Raw genomic sequence first — 17,582 nt, forward strand, 5'->3', positions numbered from 1 at the left:
ACATGACCGAAGCAAATGACACGCTTGCTGGCCGAACCGTCCTGATAACCGGCGCGTCGGGCGGGCTGGGCGAACGCTTCGCCCGGATCGCCGCCGCCGCAGGCGCGAGGGTCGCGCTGTGCGCGCGGCGGGTGGATCGGCTGGAGCAGATCGCTGCGGATATTGGTGCCGGTGGCAGGCAGGCGCTCGCGGTCGCGCTCGATGTGTCGGAGGAAGCTTCGGTCAAGGAGGCGTTCGACCGCGCCGAGGCCGCATTCGGCACGGTCGACACGGTCATCGCCAATGCCGGGATCGAGCATTCGGGCTCTGTGTTCGACATTTCGGTCGAGCAGTTCGATCAGGTCTTCGCGGTCAATGTGCGCGGCGTCTTCCTCACCGCGCGTGAGGCTGCGCGCCGGATGCAGGAGGCCGGGCAGGCGGAGCGCGGGCGGATCGTGCTCGTCTCCTCGATCACCGGGCAGAGCGTTGCGCCGGGCATCCTGCCCTACAGCGCATCGAAGGCGGCGGTGTCGCACATGGGGCGACTGTTCGCGCGCGAATGGGCGCGTACTGGCCCGAACGTGAACTGCATATCCCCCGGCTATATCGCGACCGACATTAACCACGACTGGTTCGCGACCGAGAGCGGCCAGAAGCACATCCGCACCTTCCCGCGCCGCCGGCTGCTGGATGAGGACGGGCTGGATGGCGTGGTGCTCTATCTGCTGTCGGACGCCGCCAAGAACACGACCGGCGCGAATTTCACCGTCGACGACGGTCAGACCCTGTAAACCCGGAGAGCATTCATGGCTTACAAAACCATCCGCTACGAGGTCGAAGACGGCATCGCCACGCTCACGCTCTCGCGGCCCGAGAAGATGAACTCCTTCACCACGGGCATGCTGAGCGAGATGCTCGATGCGCTGGACCGGGTGGATGCCGATGACGATGTGCGCGCGCTGATCGTGACCGGCGATGGCAGGGCGTTTTGTGCCGGTGCCGATATTTCGAACGGAGCCGGGGAGTTCCTGACCGATGGCGAAGAGAGCGTCCGCAATGCCGACGGCAGCTTCAACTATTCCAGCCCGGCCGCGCGCGATGGCGGCGGCCGTCTGACGCTGCGCCTCTACGAGCTGAAGAAGCCGGTGATCGCGGCGGTCAATGGTGCTGCGGTCGGGGTCGGTTCGACGATGCTGCTGCCGATGGATGTGCGGATCGCGAGCGAAAGCGCACGCTTCGGCTTCGTCTTCGCCAAGCGCGGTATCGTGCCGGAAGCGGCATCCTCGTGGTTCCTGCCGCGTGTGGTCGGCATCTCGCAAGCGGCGCGCTGGTGCTATTCGGGGAGGGTGTTCGATGCAGCCGAAGCGCTTTCGGGCGGGCTGGTGCAATCGGTCGTCCCGCAGGACGAGCTGATCCCGACCGCGCGCGCCATCGCGCAGGAATTCGCGGACCAGACCGCGCCTGTCTCCATCGCCCTCACACGGCAGATGTTGTGGAAGGGGCTGGGCATGAGCCATCCGATGGAGGCCCACCGCGTCGATAGTCGCGCGATCCTTTCGCGTAGCCTCTCCGAAGATGCGAACGAGGGTGTGAACGCCTTCCTCGAAAAGCGGCCTGCAGACTTTCCCATGAAGGTCTCGACCGACATGCCCGATTTCTACCCATGGTCGCAGGAACCCGAATATGACTGACACCGACGATCTGAAACGCGGCCAGGAAATCGCCGCCAGCGTCGCGCAATTCGTGCGCGAAGAGATCATCCCCTTCGAAAAGGACGCGCGCTGTGGCGGCCACGGGCCGGATGAGAGTCTGGTGCAGGAAATGCGCGCGCTGGCCCGCAAAGCAGACGTGTTGACCCCGCATATTTTCGAAGATGGATCGCATCTCAGCCACCGATCGACGGCAATCGTCTTCCGCGCTGCGGGTTATTCGCCGCTCGGCCCGGTGGCGGTGAACATCGCCGCGCCGGACGAGGGCAATATGTTCCTGCTGGGACGTGCGGCGACGGCGAAACAGAAGGACCGCTTCCTCGCGCCTCTGATCGGCGGCGATGCGCGCAGTGCCTTCTTCATGACTGAACCGGCGGAGGGGGGCGGCGCAGGCTCCGACCCCTCGATGCTGATGACCACCGCGTGTCAGGACGGCAACGAGTGGGTCATTAACGGCACCAAGAAGTTCATCACCGGCTGCGACGGCGCGAAGGTCGGCATTGTCATGGCCAAGGCCGAAGAAGGCGCGACGATCTTCCTCGTCGACTTGCCCGACGATGCGATACGCACGGTGCGGGTGCTCGACACGATCGACAGTTCGATGCCCGGTGGTCATGCTGTGGTAGAGATCGAGAATCTCCGTGTGCCGGGCGACCAGATCCTCGGCGCGCCGGGAGAGGGGTTCAAGCTGGCACAGATCCGGCTGGCCCCGGCGCGCCTCACCCACTGCATGCGCTGGCTGGGCGCATGCGACCGGGCGAATGACGAAGCGGTACGCTACGCGGTGAAGCGGCAGGCCTTTGGCAAGGCACTGATCGATCACGAAGGCGTCGGCTTCATGCTGGCCGAGAACAAAATCGACCTCAAACAGAGCGAGTTGATGATCGACTGGTGTGCAGGCGAACTGGATCAAGGCTCCACCGCAACCACCGAAAGCTCGATGGCGAAGGTCGCGGTGTCTGAAGCCCTGATGCGGATCGCCGACCGCTGCGTGCAGGTGATGGGCGGTGCGGGCGTTTCGGGCGATCACGTGGTCGAACAGGTGTTCCGCGAAGTGCGCGCCTTCCGCATCTATGACGGGCCGACCGAAGTCCACAAATGGTCGCTCGCCAAGAAGATCAAGCGCGAGGCGGAGGGACGCGCGTGACCGGCGAAACGGTTGCCGTGCGCGCGAATGCCGGTTTCGACGAGGCGAAGCTGATTGCTTGGCTGAACGACAACGTGCCGGGCTTCGAAGGGCCGCTCAGCGTCAGTCAGTTCGCCGGAGGACAGTCCAACCCGACCTTCCTGCTGACGACGCCAGCGCGGCGTTATGTGATGCGCCGCAAGCCCGCCGGGCCGGTGCTCAAAGGTGCCCACGCAGTTGATCGCGAGGCGCGGGTTATCACCGCGCTCGAAGGGCTTGGCTATCCGGTTCCGCACATCCACGCCCTGTGCGCCGATGACGCAGTGATCGGGTCGTGGTTCTACGTCATGGACCATGTCGAAGGCCGCATTTTCTGGGACGGCACCTTCGGATCTGTGCCGAAGGAAGGGCGCGCCGATTACATGGCCGCGATGAACGCGGTGCAGGCACGGCTCCACACGCTAGACCCTTTGGCGGCGGGGCTGGAAGACTACGGATCGACGCGCAACTACTTCTCGCGGCAGGCGGCGTTGTGGTCGCGGCAATATCGTTCCGACGAAGAGGCCGGGCGCAATGCCGACATGGATTTCCTCGCTGAGTGGCTCGACACCGTCACCCCTCCCGAAGCGGAACGACGGGTGGTGCATGGCGATTTTCGCTGCGACAACCTGATCTTCCACGAAAGCGAACCGCGCGTGATCGCGGTGCTCGACTGGGAGCTGTCGACCATCGGCGATCCGCTGGTCGATTTCGCCTATCACCTGATGATGTATCACGCGCCGGCGAGCATGAAATGGAGCCTGGCGGGCAAAGACCTCGCCGCGCTCGGCCTGCCGTCGGAGGATGAATACATCGCCGCCTATTGCCGTAATACCGGGCGCGAGGCGGTGCCCGACCTGCGGCCCTATCTCGCGCTCAACCTGTTCCGCTTCGCCGCGATCCTGCACGGGATCAAGGGGCGCATGATCCGTGGCAATGCGGCATCGGGCGAGGCGGCGGACATGGTTCGCAACCTCGACGATTTCGCCCGCTCCGCGCGGGGAATCGTGGAGGGCATGCGCGCCTGAACCGGCGCTGCCCTCCGCATATCGTCAGGCTGGTTGTCCTCAGGCCGATTGCACCTGCCGCGCTAGCCGGGCCTCGATGATCTCTTCCGCATCCGAGATAATCGTGTCGACCAGATCGCGCACGCTCGGAATGTCGTGGATCAGGCCCTGCACCATCCCGGCGGTCCAGATGCCATGTTCGGGATCGCCGCTGATCAGCCCTTCCTTGCCGCGCTGTCCCTTCACCAGATGCGCGATGGATTCGAAGGGTTCGCCTTCGCGTTCGATACTCACGGCCTCCATCGCGATGCTGTTCTTTGCCACGCGGGCGGTGTTGCGATAGCTGCGGAAGAGCAGTTCGGTTGCGCGCTCGTCATTGGCAACGATCGCCTGCTTGATCCCGTCATGGATCGGCGCTTCCTTGGTGGCGCAGAAGCGGGTGCCCATGTTGATCCCCTCCGCGCCCAGCGCCAGTGCCGCGACCAGTCCGCGCCCATCGCCAAAGCCGCCGCTGGCGAGCATCGGGATTTTCACCTTGTCCGCCGCTGCCGGGATCAGGATCAGGCCGGGAATATCGTCTTCCCCCGGATGGCCCGCGCATTCGAACCCGTCGATGCTGATCGCGTCCACACCCATCCGCTCCGCCGACAATGCGTGCCGCACAGCGGTGCATTTGTGGATCACCTTCACGCCGTTCTGCTTGAAATGATCGACATGCTCCTGCGGCTTGTAGCCTGCGGTCTCGACGATCTTCACCCCGCTTTCGATGATCGCGTCGCGATATTCGGCATAGGGCGGCGGGTTGATCGAGGGCAGAATGGTGAGATTGACGCCGAACGGCTTGTCCGTGAGATCGCGGCAGCGCGCGATCTCTTTGGTCAGCTCCTCCGGGCTGGGCTGGGTGAGCGCGGTCAGGAAGCCCAGCGCACCGGCATTGGCGACCGCCGATACCAACTGGGCCGTCCCCACCCATTGCATGCCGCCTTGCGCGATCGGGTGCTCGATACCGAACATCTCGGTGAAACGGGTCTTGATCATCTGCGTGTGTCCTTATTTTCCGGTCCAGCGGGGCTTGCGCTTCTCTGCGAAGGCGGCTGGCCCTTCGCGCACGTCGGTTGAGCGGAAGAGCGCCCTTGTTTCGGGGTATCTGTCCTGTGCCTTGTAAGCGGCTTTGAGGTCCGGCTCCGACTGGGATCGCTGGACGATCGCTTTGGATGCGCGCAGAGACATCGGGCTGACCGCGAGCATCTTGTCCGCCCATTCGCGTGCGACGGCCATCAATTCGCCCTCCGGCGCGACCTCGTTGACGAAGCCGAGCACGAGGCCTTCCTCCGCCTTCACGGTTCTGCCCGTCAGGATGATGCCCATCGCCTGCTTGGTGCCGATCTGCTGCGGCAATCGCAACAATCCGCCCGCCAGTGCGGCGAGGCCGACCTTGGGTTCGGGCAGGGCGAAAGTCGCGCTTTCTGCAGCCACGATGATATCGCAGGCGAGCGCGACTTCGAACCCGCCGCCCATCGCGATGCCATTGACCGCCGCGATCACCGGCTTGCTGAGATCGAAGCGTGCGGTGAGCCCGGCAAAGCCCGTCAGCGGCGTTTCAATCGGCGCGCCGCGCTTCATCAGGCGGGCGGTTTCCTTCAGATCGTTGCCCGCGCTGAACGCCCGCTCGCCCGCGCCTGTGATGATCGCGACCCACTGATCGGGATCGCGGTCGAATTCGTCGAATATCTCCGCCAGCTCGGCATTGGTTGCCGCATCGAGCGCGTTCATCGCGTCAGGCCGGTTGATGGTGACGATGGTCAGGTGCCCGTCGCGTTCGACCTGTGTGAACCGGCGCTGCGGCTCGGCAGCATTTTCGTCAGCGGTGAAGACGAGCTTGCCGAACGGGTCCATTCGCACCTGACCAGTGGTCCCGATGGCGTTGTGCTCCATCGACGTCAGAAGATCGAGCGTCTGCGTATCCGTATCGGGCACGCGCGCCATCACACGTTTGCCCTCGGGCGTGCGGGCGATGACGATGCCCTGCAAAGGTTCGCCGTCCCGCGCAAAAGGCGCGGTATAGGTTTCGATAGTGGCCGGGCCGCGATAGTCTTCGAGCAGTTCGGGCACGGGCTGGCGCGCGGCCTCCGCCTCTTCCTGTACGCTGTAATCCTCACTCAGCGGAGTATGGGGGCGCGCAGTGCCCAGTACCAGCGCATGATGCTTCGTCAGATAGCCGCCTTGGCCATAGAGCAGGCCAAGCCCGGCCTCGTCCTCGCGCAGATGGCGCACCATCGCGGCGGTCGCGTGAGTCATGTAATTGTTCAGCGGCCCGCCGAAGAAGGTGAGGCCGCCGGTGACCGTCGGGCTGACGCTGGCGGGATCGAGCCCGAGCGTGCGTAGCGCCATCTTCGGCACCACGGGAAAGCAGCTGTAGAGTTCGAGGTGATCGAAATGCTCGACCCCGCCCGCGATCTGCGTCGCCCGGTCGAGTACGGCGGCCTGCGCGGTGGCGTGGCTGAAGCTGTCGCGCGCGAGATAGTCCTCGCTCTCCTCCGCGCTCGCGCCGCCATGCAGGTAGATCATGCGATCGGCCGGAACGCCCAGTTCCGTCGCCTTGCGCTCGCTCATCACGATCACAGCCGCTGCCTGATTGACGATCGGATTGGCGGTCATCAGCTTGGGGTAGGGCCAGCAGATCATCCGGTTGCTTGGAGAAACTTCCCCGATCTGTTCGCTACCGGCTGCACTGTCGATCCAGGCGTTGGGATTGCGCGAAGCGACCTCAGCATAGGTGGCCCACAGATCGGCCGAGCGCTTTTGTCCTTCCTGCGGCGTCTCGCCCCATTCGGCCTGTGTCGCGACTTCGTAGAACGGATAAATACGCGCTGGGTCCAGCATCCCCAAAGCGCGCGCGGGCCGGGCGGTCTGATAGCTGCTGTTCGGGAAGCGAACGGTTTCCTCTCGCGAGGGCGGCGGTGTCCAGTCGAGTCTGGCGCCTTCCTTCTTGGCCATCCTCCGGCTGCTCATCGCCTCGCCGCCGACGATCAGCGCGGCACCGATGCGACCGGCTTCGATAGCGATCGCAGCGTCGTGGATCAGCCGAACCGGCGTTTCCCCACCCATGCTGGCATTGGTCGCGCGCTGGGGGGAAATGCCAAGCCGCTGGCACAGATCCGTCACCGGGTCGCGGTATCGCCAACTGACAAGACCGATCAGATCGACCGTATCCACGATCTTGAGAATACCGTGCGCCCCGCCATCGTCCGATGCGCTGAGTACAGCACGCGCCATCAGTTCTACGGGTTCCAGCGCCTCTGTAGTCGTCTGCGGGCGGTCGCAAAATTCGCCGACGCCCACAATCACTGCGTGATCAGTCATTCGCTCGCTCTCCATTTCTCCATCGGTGTTCGGAAAATTGGCGAGCGGGTCAAGCCAAATCTAACGTCAGTAGATATTCTGGCAAATATATTTTGGCTTGCGAGATTATGGCTGCCTGTGGCGTGGGTAACATAAGGTTTGCGAACTCGAAATGGAGAATTTCGCAATCCTTCGTCGTAGATCTAGGCTGTAGACTCAAAGCGTTGATCCACAACGGTGCTGAGAAGATTTTGATGGCGGCGAGGAAGCTGTCGGCGCATTTGTCGTAGCGGGTCGCCAATCCTCTGGTGTGTTTGAGTTTTTCGAAGAGGCGCTCGATCAGGTTGCGATAGCGGTAGTGGAAGGCGCTGAAGGCGAAGCTCTGCCGGCAGATGCAGGCCGACCGGTATGCCCCGGCCATCGACCAGCGCATGGATCTTGGTAGTCAGGCCGCTCAAGCACGGCCCTGAAACATTCGGCGTCGTAACCTCGATCCGCGAGCATCCATTTTGCTTTGAACAGGAAGGCGAGCAGGGACGCTGCGCTCGAATAATCGCTGATCTGACCTCCATGATGAAGAAACTCAGGGGGCGGTCATTGGCATCGGTTACGGCGTGCATAATCCCGACCTGCCATTCAATAGGTTCTGACCCTGGGGATCTGGACTGCCAAGCCCCATCACAAACTAAGGCTGCGGTGGGAAGTAAGGTGGTCTCCTGCTTATTCATGCACCCGTTGCTTGAGGGGCCGATATTGCTCCACGCCAAAACCGGTTTGACCGCGAAACCTTTTCGTCGATCCACTTCTCCTTGATTATAAAGATAAAATAAAATCCGCTATTGCGGAAGTTTGTCGGGAACCGGATCCCCATGTCGGTATTTTTACTGGAATGGATTTTTAATGAGGTTCGTATAACTTTCTATCTGGTGCCGGAATTTTGGGAGGATCGGCTATGGGATCGCAGCGTCGCGTGTTCGTATTGGATGGCTCAAGCCGTCGCAGGGCAGAATTGACTTGGGAATTGACCAAGTCAGGTCTTGCTGCACAACCGATGGAAACACTTGAAGAGCTATTGGCTGTGGGGCCCCCTATCGGGGCAATTTTCGTTCATATGTCGCACCCCGCTGCAGTGAAGGGCCTGGTGTCGTTTCGTGATCGGTTCGACCAGTGGTTCCCGGTAATCGTTTACTGTCAACAGCGCGATTTGCCTGAAATCGTCGATGTTATCCGTGACGGGGCATCTGATTATCTCGAATACCCTTTCACCGGAGAGAAGGCTTGCGAACGGCTTGACCGAGTGATCGCCCAGTCCGATTGCGAGCGGGCACAGCATGATTTGCGTGTCGGTGCGCTCAAGCGTCTTGAACCGCTCAGCAAGCGGGAGCGGGAGGTGCTGATGCATGTATCGCGCGGGGATTCGAGCAAAGTGATCGCGCGCAATTTGTCGATCAGCCCGCGCACTGTCGAATTGCATCGCGCCAACCTGTTGAACAAGCTGGATGCACATTCGACGGCCGAAGCCGTGCGTATCGCCATGGAAGGTGGCGATATGACTCTGGGCATTACTGGCGAGGCCTGATCGGCTGGCGCGATGCGGGCTGATATTCGGTTCGGCCTCTTCACTACCAACAGTTGGCCCCACATCCGCCAGGCGGTATGTGGGGCCTTGTGTTCGGGCGACCGCCCTGTTGGGGGTGGGCAACGCCCTGGGTTCCGAAGTTCGTGCCTCAGGAAGCGCACAGAACAAACGGCCGCTCGCGGGGGATCGAAGCGGCTTTATCGAATTAGCGCGATAGTACTAAGATCGCTGCAAACAGTGACTAGATAAAAACCCGTAATACCAAAGAGCCTGTTGGCGTTGTGCACCAGTCGTAGGATCGATGATATGGAAATCAGAAACAGCGTAGTATCGTTACCGTAATCTCAACCCTTTGCTGCCACAGCGGGCAGGCAATATCAGCAAGGGAATACCATGCGCGGCGAAAATTTGCCTGAAGTTTCGGTTATCGGTCTTGGCTATATCGGCCTGCCAACGGCGGCGGTCATCGCCCGTTCGGGGATGACGGTTCATGGTGTCGATGTGAGCCAGACTGTCGTCGACACGATCAATCGCGGCGAAATCCATATCGAGGAAGTCGATCTCGATGGGCTGGTGCAGGGCGTTGTACAGCGTGGCTTGCTGCGCGCGGGAACTGAGGTCCGCGCGGCCGACGTATTTGTGATCGCCGTGCCCACGCCATTCCACAAGGATGACGCGCACACTCCCGATACCTCCTATGTGCTCGAGGCAGCGCGGAATGTGGCCGCCGTGCTGAAGGCAGGCGATACGATCATTCTCGAATCGACGTCGCCGGTCGGCACGACCGAGGCAATGCGCGATATGATCGCGCAGGCTCGCCCCGATCTGAAACTGCCGGGAATGACCGATGGCATTCCCGACGTTTCCATCGCATATTGCCCCGAACGGGTGTTGCCGGGCCGCATTCTGGAAGAGTTGACCAACAACGACCGCTCAATTGGCGGGATTACACCACGCTGCGCGCGCAAGGCGCTAAGCTTCTACAAACGCTTCGTGCGGGGCACGTGCGTTACCACCGATGCGCGCAGTGCGGAGATGACCAAACTGGTCGAAAACGCCTATCGCGACGTGAACATCGCATTTGCGAACGAACTGTCGATCGTCAGCGATGCGATGGGGCTGGACGTGTGGGAAGTGATCCGGCTGGCCAACCGCCACCCGCGTGTGAACATCCTGACCCCCGGTCCCGGCGTGGGTGGCCACTGCATCGCGGTCGATCCGTGGTTTATCGTTCATGGTGCTCCCGATCAGACCCCGCTGATCCGCACTGCGCGAGGGGTCAACGATAGCAAGATCCACCACGTGATCGCTAGTGCCGCGGAACTGGTGGAAGCCAATCCGAAGGCGCGGATTGCCTGCCTCGGTCTGGCGTTCAAGGCCAATATCGACGATTTCCGTGAAAGCCCGGCGCGGCTGGTCGCGGCCACGCTGGCCCGCCGCTATGGTGAGCGGGTCAACATCGTCGAGCCGTATGCGATGGAATTACCTCGTGAATTCGAAGGGACCGGCGCACAGCAAATCGATATCGATACGGCGTTGGAAGAATGCGACGTGATGATCGTGCTGGTCGACCACGAGGTTTTCAAGTCCGTCCCGCTGGCCGAGCGGGCCGATAAAGTGGTGTACGACACCCGCGGTATCTGGCCCGATCAGCCCGCTGTAGCGGAACCAGCGGTGGAGCTCCGCAAAGCGGGCTAAGCGCGCCTCCTGAGCTTAGTGCCCATGCTCCTTGCGGGCGATTTCGTGTAGCCAGTCGGCATGGCGCGGGGCCTTCTTGGTCTTGCTCCATTCATCCAGCATCGGCATCGCCACGCGCTTAAGCTCGGCGTATTGCTCGTCGGTGCCGATATCGCAGGCCAGTTCGACGCGGTGGCCATTGGGATCGAAGAAGTAGATCGATTTGAAAATGCCGTGGTGCGTCGGGCCGAGCACGTCGATCCCCTGCGCCTCGACATGCTCTTTCGCGGCGAGTAATTCCTCTTCGCTGCCGACTTTGAAGGCCAGATGCTGCACCCATGCAGGTGTATTCCCGTCGCGGCCCATCTCTGGCTGGTTGGGCAGTTCAAAAAACGCCAGCACATTGCCGTTACCCGCATCGAGGAACACGTGCATATATGGATCGAACTCACCGGTGGAGGGGACGTGATCCTCTGCGAATGCGGTCGTGTATTCCATACCGAGCACGCGGGCGTACCATTCGACGGTCTCTTTCGCGTCTTTGCAGCGATAGGCGGCGTGATGGATACCGCCCAGCGATATTGGATGCCCGGTCATTGCGCCGGTTCTTCCACTGCAAGGGTGCCGCGCTGGATCTGATCGCGTTCCATGCTTTCGAACAGCGCCTTGAAATTGCCTTCACCGAACCCGTCATCGCCTTTGCGCTGAATGAATTCGAAGAACACCGGGCCGATCTGCGCCTGAGCGAATATCTGCAGCAACAGACGTGGCTGGCCGCCTTCGGTCGTGCCGTCGAGCAGGATGCCGCGGGTGGCCAGCGCACTGGCATCCTCGCCGTGGCCCGGCAAACGTTCGTCGAGCATGTCGTAATAAGTCTGCGGCGGGGCGGTCATGAACGGGACACCGTATTGCTTGAGGCGGTCCCACGCGGCGACCAGATCGTCGCAGATAAGCGCGATGTGTTGAATGCCTTCGCCATTGAATTCGCGCAGGAATTCTTCGATCTGGCCTTTGCCGCCCTCTCCCTCTTCATTCAGCGGGATGCGGATCTTGCCGTCGGGCGCGGTGAGCGCCTTGCTGGTCAGGCCGGTATATTCGCCCTTGATATCGAAATAGCGGATTTCGCGAAAGTTGAAGAGCGTTTCGTAGTAATCCGCCCAGTACTTCATCCGTCCGCCATAGACGTTGTGCGTCAGGTGATCGATCAGTGCGAAGCCAGCGCCAACCGGGTGCTTTTCGACGCCCGGCAGATATTCAAAATCGATATCGTAGATCGACAGGCCGTTGCCATCATCATCTTCGTAACGGTCTACCAGATAGAGGATCGCACCGCCGATGCCACGAATGGCGGGGATGTGGAGTTCCATCGGCCCGGTATCGACCTGAACCGGTTCCGCCCCTTTATCCAGCAGATCGGCATAGGCCTTGCGGGCATCTTGCACCCGGAACGCCATGCCGCATGCGCTGGGGCCGTGTTCGCGGGCGAAGAACCATGCCGCGCTTCTCGGTTCGTAATTGGCGATCAGGTTGATGCCGCCTTGCCGCCACAGATGCACGTCTTTCGACCGGTGCGTGGCAACATGGGTGAAGCCCATCGCTTCGAATACCGGCTCCAGCGCGCCCTTTTCAGGGGCGCAGAACTCAACGAACTCGAAGCCATCGAGTCCGGCGGGATTTTCGAAAAGGTCGGCCATGCAGAGGGTCCTCGGTACGGGTAGTTAGTTTCTTGTGAAACCAAATATCATACCGAGCATATGGAGTCAAAGGGACGGGCGGCCCCTTGTGTCGACTCTTCAGGGTGTTGGGCGGGAGGGCAGGGGCCCTCCCGCACCCGATCAGTCGACGAAGTCTTCGACCCGTTCGACGATGATTGCCGGGGCCATGCCACCTGCCGCGCACATCGTGACAAGGCCATAGCGCCCGCCGGTCCGTTCCAGTTCGTCCACGACAGTACCGATCAGGATCGATCCGGTTGCGCCGATCGGGTGGCCCAGCGCCATCGCGCCGCCATTCACGTTGACCTTATCGTCGGGCAGTTCGAGATCGCGGATGAATTTGGCGGCGACGACCGAGAACGCCTCGTTGATTTCCCACAGATCGATGTCCTCTTTCCTGAGGCCGGCCTTAGCGAGAACCTTCTTCGCTGCCGGGACCGGGGCATTGAGCATCAGCGTGGGATCGTCGCCCTGATTGGCGGTGGCGACGATGCGTGCACGCGGCTTCATGCCGTGCGCCTTCGCATAATCCTTGCTGGCCAGCAGCACTGCAGCGGAGCCATCGACCACGCCCGAACTGTTGCCTGCGTGGTGCACGTGTTTGATTTCGAGATCGGGGTACTTCTGCTTGATAAGCCCGGCGAAAGTCGTGCCCTTGTCGTCGAGCGGCACTTGCGCGATTTTCTCGAAGCTCGGCTTCAGCGCGGCGAGGCCTTCGGCGGTGGTTTCGGGGCGGGGGAACTCTTCCTTGTCGAGCACCATATTGCCATCGGCATCGACCACCGGGATCAGCGATTTGTCGAACCGCCCTTCGGCGATGGCGACAGCGGCCTTCTCCTGGCTCCGCAGTGCGAGCGCGTCGAGTTCTTCGCGGGTGAACCCTTCGATCGTGGCGATGGCATCGCCGCACACGCCCTGATGGCTTTGCGGATGCACCGACTGCAGGCGCGCGTTGCCCGATCCCATGCCCAGGGGCATGATCCCGGCCTGCATTTCTTCCTGTGTGCTCGCGGCGGTGTAGCTCATCATTTCGGTGCCGCCGGCAACCACCAGATCCGCCATTCCGCTCATGATCTGCGCTGCGGCCAGGTTCACGCTGGTGATGCCGCCACCGCAAAACCGGTCGAGCGTCATGCCCGAGCTGGTCTGATCGTAGCCTGCATCGAGCGCCGCCATGCGACCCAGATCGCCGCCTTGCTTGCCTTTCTGCGTGGATGTCGACCAGATCACGTCGTCGACGTCTTTCGTGTCGAGTTCGTTGCGTTCGGCAATCGCCTTCAGCACAGTGGCCGCCACGTGCTGCGGGTGCATATGGGCCAGCGCGCCCTTGCCGACTTTGCCCACGCCGCGCGGGGTCCGCACAGCATCAATAATATATGCTTCTGCCATAAGTTATCCTCTCGTGTTCCGTTGGGAATCGGGTTGACGTTTCCGTAAAGCTTGGCCAGCACCCGCACAAGCAAGTTTCAGTTTGCAATTGGAGAGCGATGGAATGTCCGAAGAAGTGCTGACCCACGAAGAAGACGGTGTGTTGATCGTCACGATCAACCGCCCCGAAGCCAAAAACGCGATGACCAAGGCCGCGGCCGAAGGAATCGCGGCGGCGATGGACCGGCTCGATGCGGACGATGGATTGCGGGTCGGAATTCTGACCGGTGCGGGTGGCACGTTCTGTTCGGGTATGGATCTCAAGGGCTTCCTGCGTGGCGAATCGCCGGTAGTCGAAGGGCGCGGTTTCGGCGGCGTGGTGCAGGCTCCTCCCAAAAAGCCCCTGATTGCCGCAGTTGAGGGATATGCTCTTGCTGGCGGGCTGGAACTGATGATTGCCTGCGATCTTGTCGTGGCGAATGCCGCCGCGAAGTTCGGCATTCCCGAAGTAAAGCGCGGACTGGTCGCTGCGGCGGGCGGCGTGATGATGCTGCCCGATCAGATCCCCGAACGCATCGCGCTGGAACTGGCGATGACAGGCGATTTCATCGATGCGCCCCGCGCCTATGATCTTGGCCTTATCAATCGCGTGGTCGATGGGCCTGCGCTCGAAGGGGCGATGGCTCTGGCCAGCTCGATTGCCGCGAATGGCCCGCTTGCTGTCAGGGTGTCGAAGCAGATCGTGAAGGAATCGCGTGGCTGGCCGATGGACGAACGCTACGATCGTCAGGCCCAGCTGATCGCGCCGGTGTTCGTATCCGAAGACGCGCGCGAAGGCGCGGCTGCCTTTGCTGAAAAGCGCAAGCCCAACTGGAAGGGCAAGTAATGGCGTCGGCCAAGGGCGGGCCGCTGAGCGGCATTCGCATTGTCGAATTCGCCGGGATTGGGCCGGGGCCGTTCTGCGGTATGATGCTGGCCGATCACGGAGCGGAAGTAATCCGCATCGACCGTGCCAGCGGAGAGCGTGGCGGATCGATGCCGATTACCAATGCGGACGTGCTTGCCCGCGGGCGCAAGTCGATTGCCGTCAATCTGAAGACTGCGGAAGGCGTTGCGCTCGCCCGTAAACTCTGCGCCAGCGCGGACGGGATCATCGAAGGGTTCCGCCCCGGCGTGATGGAGCGGCTCGGTCTGGGGCCTGACGAACTGCTGAGCGACAATCCCAAACTGGTGTATGGCCGGATGACGGGGTGGGGCCAGACCGGCCCTTATGCCCCCTATGCCGGGCATGACATCAACTATATCGCTCTCGCTGGGGCGCTGGCGCACTATGGGCGCAGCGGTGGCAAGCCGACTCCGCCGATCAATATGGTGGGCGATTTCGGTGGCGGCGGGATGATGCTGGCGTTTGGCATGGTCAGCGCTCTGCTCAACGTCGCCCGTGGCGGCGAAGGTCAGGTAATCGATTGCGCGATGACCGACGGCACCGCCGTGCTGATGGGGATGGTCCACGGAATGAAGAACATGGGCGTCTGGTCGGAAGATCTCGGCGCGAACATGCTCGATACCGGGGCGCATTTCTACGATACCTATGAAACCGCCGATGGCAAATTCGTATCCATCGGCAGTATCGAACCGCAGTTCTATGCCGAACTGCGCCGCGTTGCCGGGCTGACTGAAGATCGCGATTTCGATGCCCAGCACGACAGTGGCCAATGGGGTGCGTTGAAGGAAAAGCTGACCGCGTTGTTCAAGGGCAAGACCCGCGCCGAGTGGGACGCACTGATGGAGCATACCGATATATGCTACGCCCCGGTGCTGACTATGAGCGAAGCGATCGCGCATCCGCATAATGTGGCGCGCGGTACGTTCTTCGATGGCGCGGGCGGCAAGCAGCCAGCACCGGCACCGCGTTATTCGCAGACCATCACCGACACGCCCGCGCCTGCGCCGATGCCGGGCGACCATTCAGACGAAATCCTCGAAACTCTTGGTGTCGATGCCGACGAACGCGCCGCGCTGCGCGACGCTGGCACGATCGCCTGACAGGAGTAACCGAATGCTCGATACCTCCCGCCGTACCGCCTACACGTCTGAGCATGAGATGTTTCGCGACACCGTGCGAAAGGTGCTGGCCGATGTCATGGTGCCGCATCTCGAAGAGCACGAACGCAACGGCATCGTCCCGCGCGAAGCGTGGAAAGCCGTAGGCGCGGCGGGAATGCTGTGCCCCACGGTTGCGGAAGAGAACGGCGGGCTGGGCCTCGATTTCGGCTATTGTGCGGTCGTGAACGAGGAAACCTGCTACATCGGGTCGTCTGCCGGGTTCACACTTCAGAACGATATTACTGCCGGATATATCGAACGGCTTGGTACGCCCGAACAGAAGCAACGGTGGTTGCCGGGCATGGTTTCGGGCGATGTGATCACTGCCATCGCGATGACCGAGCCGGGCGCCGGGAGCGATCTGCAGGGCATTCGGACCACTGCGAAGAAGGACGGCAACGACTTCATCATCAACGGGTCCAAGACTTACATCACCAACGGCCAGAACTGCGATATGGTGATCGTTGTCGCCAAGACCGATCCCAGTCTGGGCGCGAAGGGCACCAGCCTCATCCTCGTTGAAGATGGCACCCCCGGTTTCACCAAAGGGCGCAATCTCGACAAGATCGGACAGCATGCCGCCGATACCAGCGAGCTGTTTTTCGAAGACGTGCGGGTGCCGCAGGAAAACCTGCTCGGCGGGGAAGGGCGCGGGTTTATACACCTGATGGAAGAATTGCCGCAGGAACGCCTGTCTATCGCCATCAGCGCGCAGGCCTGTGCCCAGCGGGCATTCGACGAAGCGGTCTCTTTTACGAAAGACCGCAAGGCTTTCGGGCAAAGCGTGTTCGAATTCCAGAACACCAAGTTCACGCTGGCCGATCTCGCCTCTCAGCTTCAGGTCGGATGGGCGCACCTCGACTGGGCATTGGCCCGCCACTTGCGCGGTGAGCTGAGCACGGCCGAAGCGAGTGCAGCGAAGCAGTGGCACACCGATATGCAGGGCCGGGTTTGCGATGTGGCGCTGCAATTGCATGGTGGTGCTGGTTACATGAACGAATACCTCGTGGCCCGTCTGTGGCGCGACGCGCGCGTGACGCGCATTTTCGGCGGCACCAATGAAATCATGAAGGAAGTGGTGAGCCGGTCGCTCTGATGACAGACGAGACAGCATTTTTCACATGCGACGGTGATCTGTTCGTGCCGACCGCGCTTGCGCGTAGCCCGTGGAGTGGAACGGCGATCACCGGGCTGGCCGTGTCCGGCCTGTTGATGCGTGCATTCGAAACGGAGCGACCCGATGCGATGCATCTGGCGCGGTTTACCGTCGATTTTCTGGGTGAAGTGCCCAATGCGCCGCTGCGGCTGAGGCATACATGGGACAAGCGTGGTGGCCGTCTGTCGTTTTCCAGCGCGACGTTGAGTAGTGAAGACGGCCGCGTGGGCGCCAGAGCCAGCGCGATGTGGTTGCGCGATGCGGAAACGCCCGCTGCCGATTTCGCGCAGGATTATCCCCGCTGGCAAGACATCGAGGCGGTGCCTTTCTGGCGCGGGCCTGCTCTTCACGGGTTTGGGGAAACCCGCCCGGTGGAAGGCAGGATCGGTCTGCCCGGACGCGGCATCGTGTGGGTCAAGCCCCGCTTTTCCGTGATTGCAGGGCAAGTGGCATCGCCATTGTGCCAGGCCGCGATCCTGTCGGATATGGGCAACGGGATCGGGACCCCGGTGGACGGGCGGGAGTATTCTTTCGCCAATACCGATATCGGGCTTCATCTTTATCGCGAACCGGTGGGCGAATGGCTGATGATCGATTCACAAGGTGCCAGCGGCGGGCGCGGCGATGCTGTGACTCATACCACGTTCGCAGATGAGCGCGGAGTCTATGCGCGCGGCTGGCAAACGCTGTTCGTCGCTCCGTATCCGGCAGGGCAGCCAAGTCATTTCGAAGAATGAGCGTGGCAGGATCCGGTGCGGCAAAGGCGGCGGAATGCGCCT

At 61.9% G+C, this 17,582-nt stretch carries 16 protein-coding genes and 1 pseudogene; 10 read left to right on the top strand and 7 right to left on the bottom strand.

Annotated elements, in window-relative coordinates:
- Positions 1–2 precede the first annotated feature (2 nt).
- From CV013_RS09495 to CV013_RS09510, 4 genes are read left to right on the top strand one after another with little or no spacing between them, the layout of a single operon-like run.
- On the top strand, positions 3–770 hold the full coding sequence (locus CV013_RS09495) for an SDR family NAD(P)-dependent oxidoreductase (protein ID WP_102155000.1): 768 nt from the start codon (positions 3–5) through the stop codon (positions 768–770).
- A gap of 15 nt (positions 771–785) precedes the next feature.
- Complete coding sequence (locus tag CV013_RS09500; protein ID WP_102155001.1) at positions 786–1,670, top strand: crotonase/enoyl-CoA hydratase family protein; 885 nt, start codon at positions 786–788, stop codon at positions 1,668–1,670.
- Complete coding sequence (locus CV013_RS09505; RefSeq protein WP_102155002.1) at positions 1,663–2,835, top strand: acyl-CoA dehydrogenase family protein; 1,173 nt, start codon at positions 1,663–1,665, stop codon at positions 2,833–2,835. Before CV013_RS09500 ends, CV013_RS09505 begins: the two co-directional genes overlap by 8 nt.
- A complete protein-coding gene (locus CV013_RS09510; RefSeq protein WP_190276468.1) occupies positions 2,787–3,881 on the top strand; it encodes a phosphotransferase in 1,095 nt (364 codons plus the stop codon). The genes CV013_RS09505 and CV013_RS09510 overlap by 49 nt, the downstream gene beginning before the upstream one ends.
- Before the next feature lie 39 nt (positions 3,882–3,920).
- Here CV013_RS09510 and CV013_RS09515 read toward each other — a convergent pair whose 3' ends face one another.
- The 4 genes and pseudogenes from CV013_RS09515 to CV013_RS16025 all read right to left on the bottom strand — a co-directional run.
- A complete protein-coding gene (locus CV013_RS09515) occupies positions 3,921–4,898 on the bottom strand; it encodes an NAD(P)H-dependent flavin oxidoreductase (protein ID WP_102155003.1) in 978 nt (325 codons plus the stop codon).
- Positions 4,899–4,910: 12 nt separating this feature from the next.
- Entirely contained in the window at positions 4,911–7,223 is a 2,313-nt protein-coding gene (locus tag CV013_RS09520; protein WP_102155004.1) for an enoyl-CoA hydratase-related protein, read from the bottom strand.
- A 49-nt stretch (positions 7,224–7,272) separates the two neighbouring features.
- Positions 7,273–7,623, bottom strand: a complete 351-nt coding sequence (locus CV013_RS16020) for a transposase (protein WP_157935755.1) — start codon at positions 7,621–7,623, stop codon at positions 7,273–7,275.
- A 49-nt stretch (positions 7,624–7,672) separates the two neighbouring features.
- Positions 7,673–7,822, bottom strand: a pseudogene (locus CV013_RS16025) (IS5/IS1182 family transposase); the annotation flags it as partial.
- A 401-nt stretch (positions 7,823–8,223) separates the two neighbouring features.
- On the opposite strand from CV013_RS16025, the gene CV013_RS09530 reads away from it, so the two are divergent.
- Positions 8,224–8,781, top strand: a complete 558-nt coding sequence (locus CV013_RS09530; RefSeq protein ID WP_223805193.1) for a response regulator transcription factor — start codon at positions 8,224–8,226, stop codon at positions 8,779–8,781.
- Positions 8,782–9,174: 393 nt separating this feature from the next.
- Complete coding sequence (gene wecC, locus CV013_RS09535) at positions 9,175–10,479, top strand: UDP-N-acetyl-D-mannosamine dehydrogenase (protein WP_102155007.1); 1,305 nt, start codon at positions 9,175–9,177, stop codon at positions 10,477–10,479.
- Positions 10,480–10,494: 15 nt separating this feature from the next.
- Here the strand turns inward: wecC and CV013_RS09540 are convergent, their stop codons facing one another.
- The 3 genes from CV013_RS09540 to CV013_RS09550 all read right to left on the bottom strand — a co-directional run bounded on the left by CV013_RS09540 (position 10,495) and on the right by CV013_RS09550 (position 13,562).
- Complete coding sequence (locus CV013_RS09540) at positions 10,495–11,055, bottom strand: VOC family protein (RefSeq protein ID WP_102155008.1); 561 nt, start codon at positions 11,053–11,055, stop codon at positions 10,495–10,497.
- Positions 11,052–12,152, bottom strand: coding sequence for a 4-hydroxyphenylpyruvate dioxygenase (gene hppD, locus CV013_RS09545; protein WP_102155009.1), 1,101 nt, complete (start codon positions 12,150–12,152; stop codon positions 11,052–11,054). Before hppD ends, CV013_RS09540 begins: the two co-directional genes overlap by 4 nt.
- A 141-nt stretch (positions 12,153–12,293) precedes the next feature.
- On the bottom strand, positions 12,294–13,562 hold the full coding sequence (locus CV013_RS09550; RefSeq protein WP_102155010.1) for an acetyl-CoA C-acetyltransferase: 1,269 nt from the start codon (positions 13,560–13,562) through the stop codon (positions 12,294–12,296).
- A 103-nt stretch (positions 13,563–13,665) separates the two neighbouring features.
- Here CV013_RS09550 and CV013_RS09555 point away from each other — a divergent pair, with 103 nt between their 5' ends.
- From CV013_RS09555 to CV013_RS09570, 4 genes are read left to right on the top strand one after another with little or no spacing between them, the layout of a single operon-like run.
- Positions 13,666–14,427: a crotonase/enoyl-CoA hydratase family protein gene (locus CV013_RS09555; RefSeq protein ID WP_102155011.1), complete on the top strand. Its 762-nt coding sequence runs from the start codon at positions 13,666–13,668 to the stop codon at positions 14,425–14,427.
- The gene (locus CV013_RS09560; RefSeq protein WP_102155012.1) at positions 14,427–15,587 is read left to right on the top strand and encodes a CaiB/BaiF CoA transferase family protein; all 1,161 of its coding nucleotides are present in this window, start codon (positions 14,427–14,429) and stop codon (positions 15,585–15,587) included. Before CV013_RS09555 ends, CV013_RS09560 begins: the two co-directional genes overlap by 1 nt.
- A 13-nt stretch (positions 15,588–15,600) precedes the next feature.
- The gene (locus CV013_RS09565; protein ID WP_102155013.1) at positions 15,601–16,743 is read left to right on the top strand and encodes an acyl-CoA dehydrogenase family protein; all 1,143 of its coding nucleotides are present in this window, start codon (positions 15,601–15,603) and stop codon (positions 16,741–16,743) included.
- Positions 16,743–17,540, top strand: coding sequence for an acyl-CoA thioesterase domain-containing protein (locus CV013_RS09570; protein ID WP_102155014.1), 798 nt, complete (start codon positions 16,743–16,745; stop codon positions 17,538–17,540). The genes CV013_RS09565 and CV013_RS09570 overlap by 1 nt, the downstream gene beginning before the upstream one ends.
- Positions 17,541–17,582 lie beyond the last annotated feature (42 nt).

Origin of the sequence: Tsuneonella flava (assembly GCF_002870965.1) — a bacterium.
GTDB classification, from domain to species: Bacteria; Pseudomonadota; Alphaproteobacteria; order Sphingomonadales; family Sphingomonadaceae; genus Tsuneonella; species Tsuneonella flava.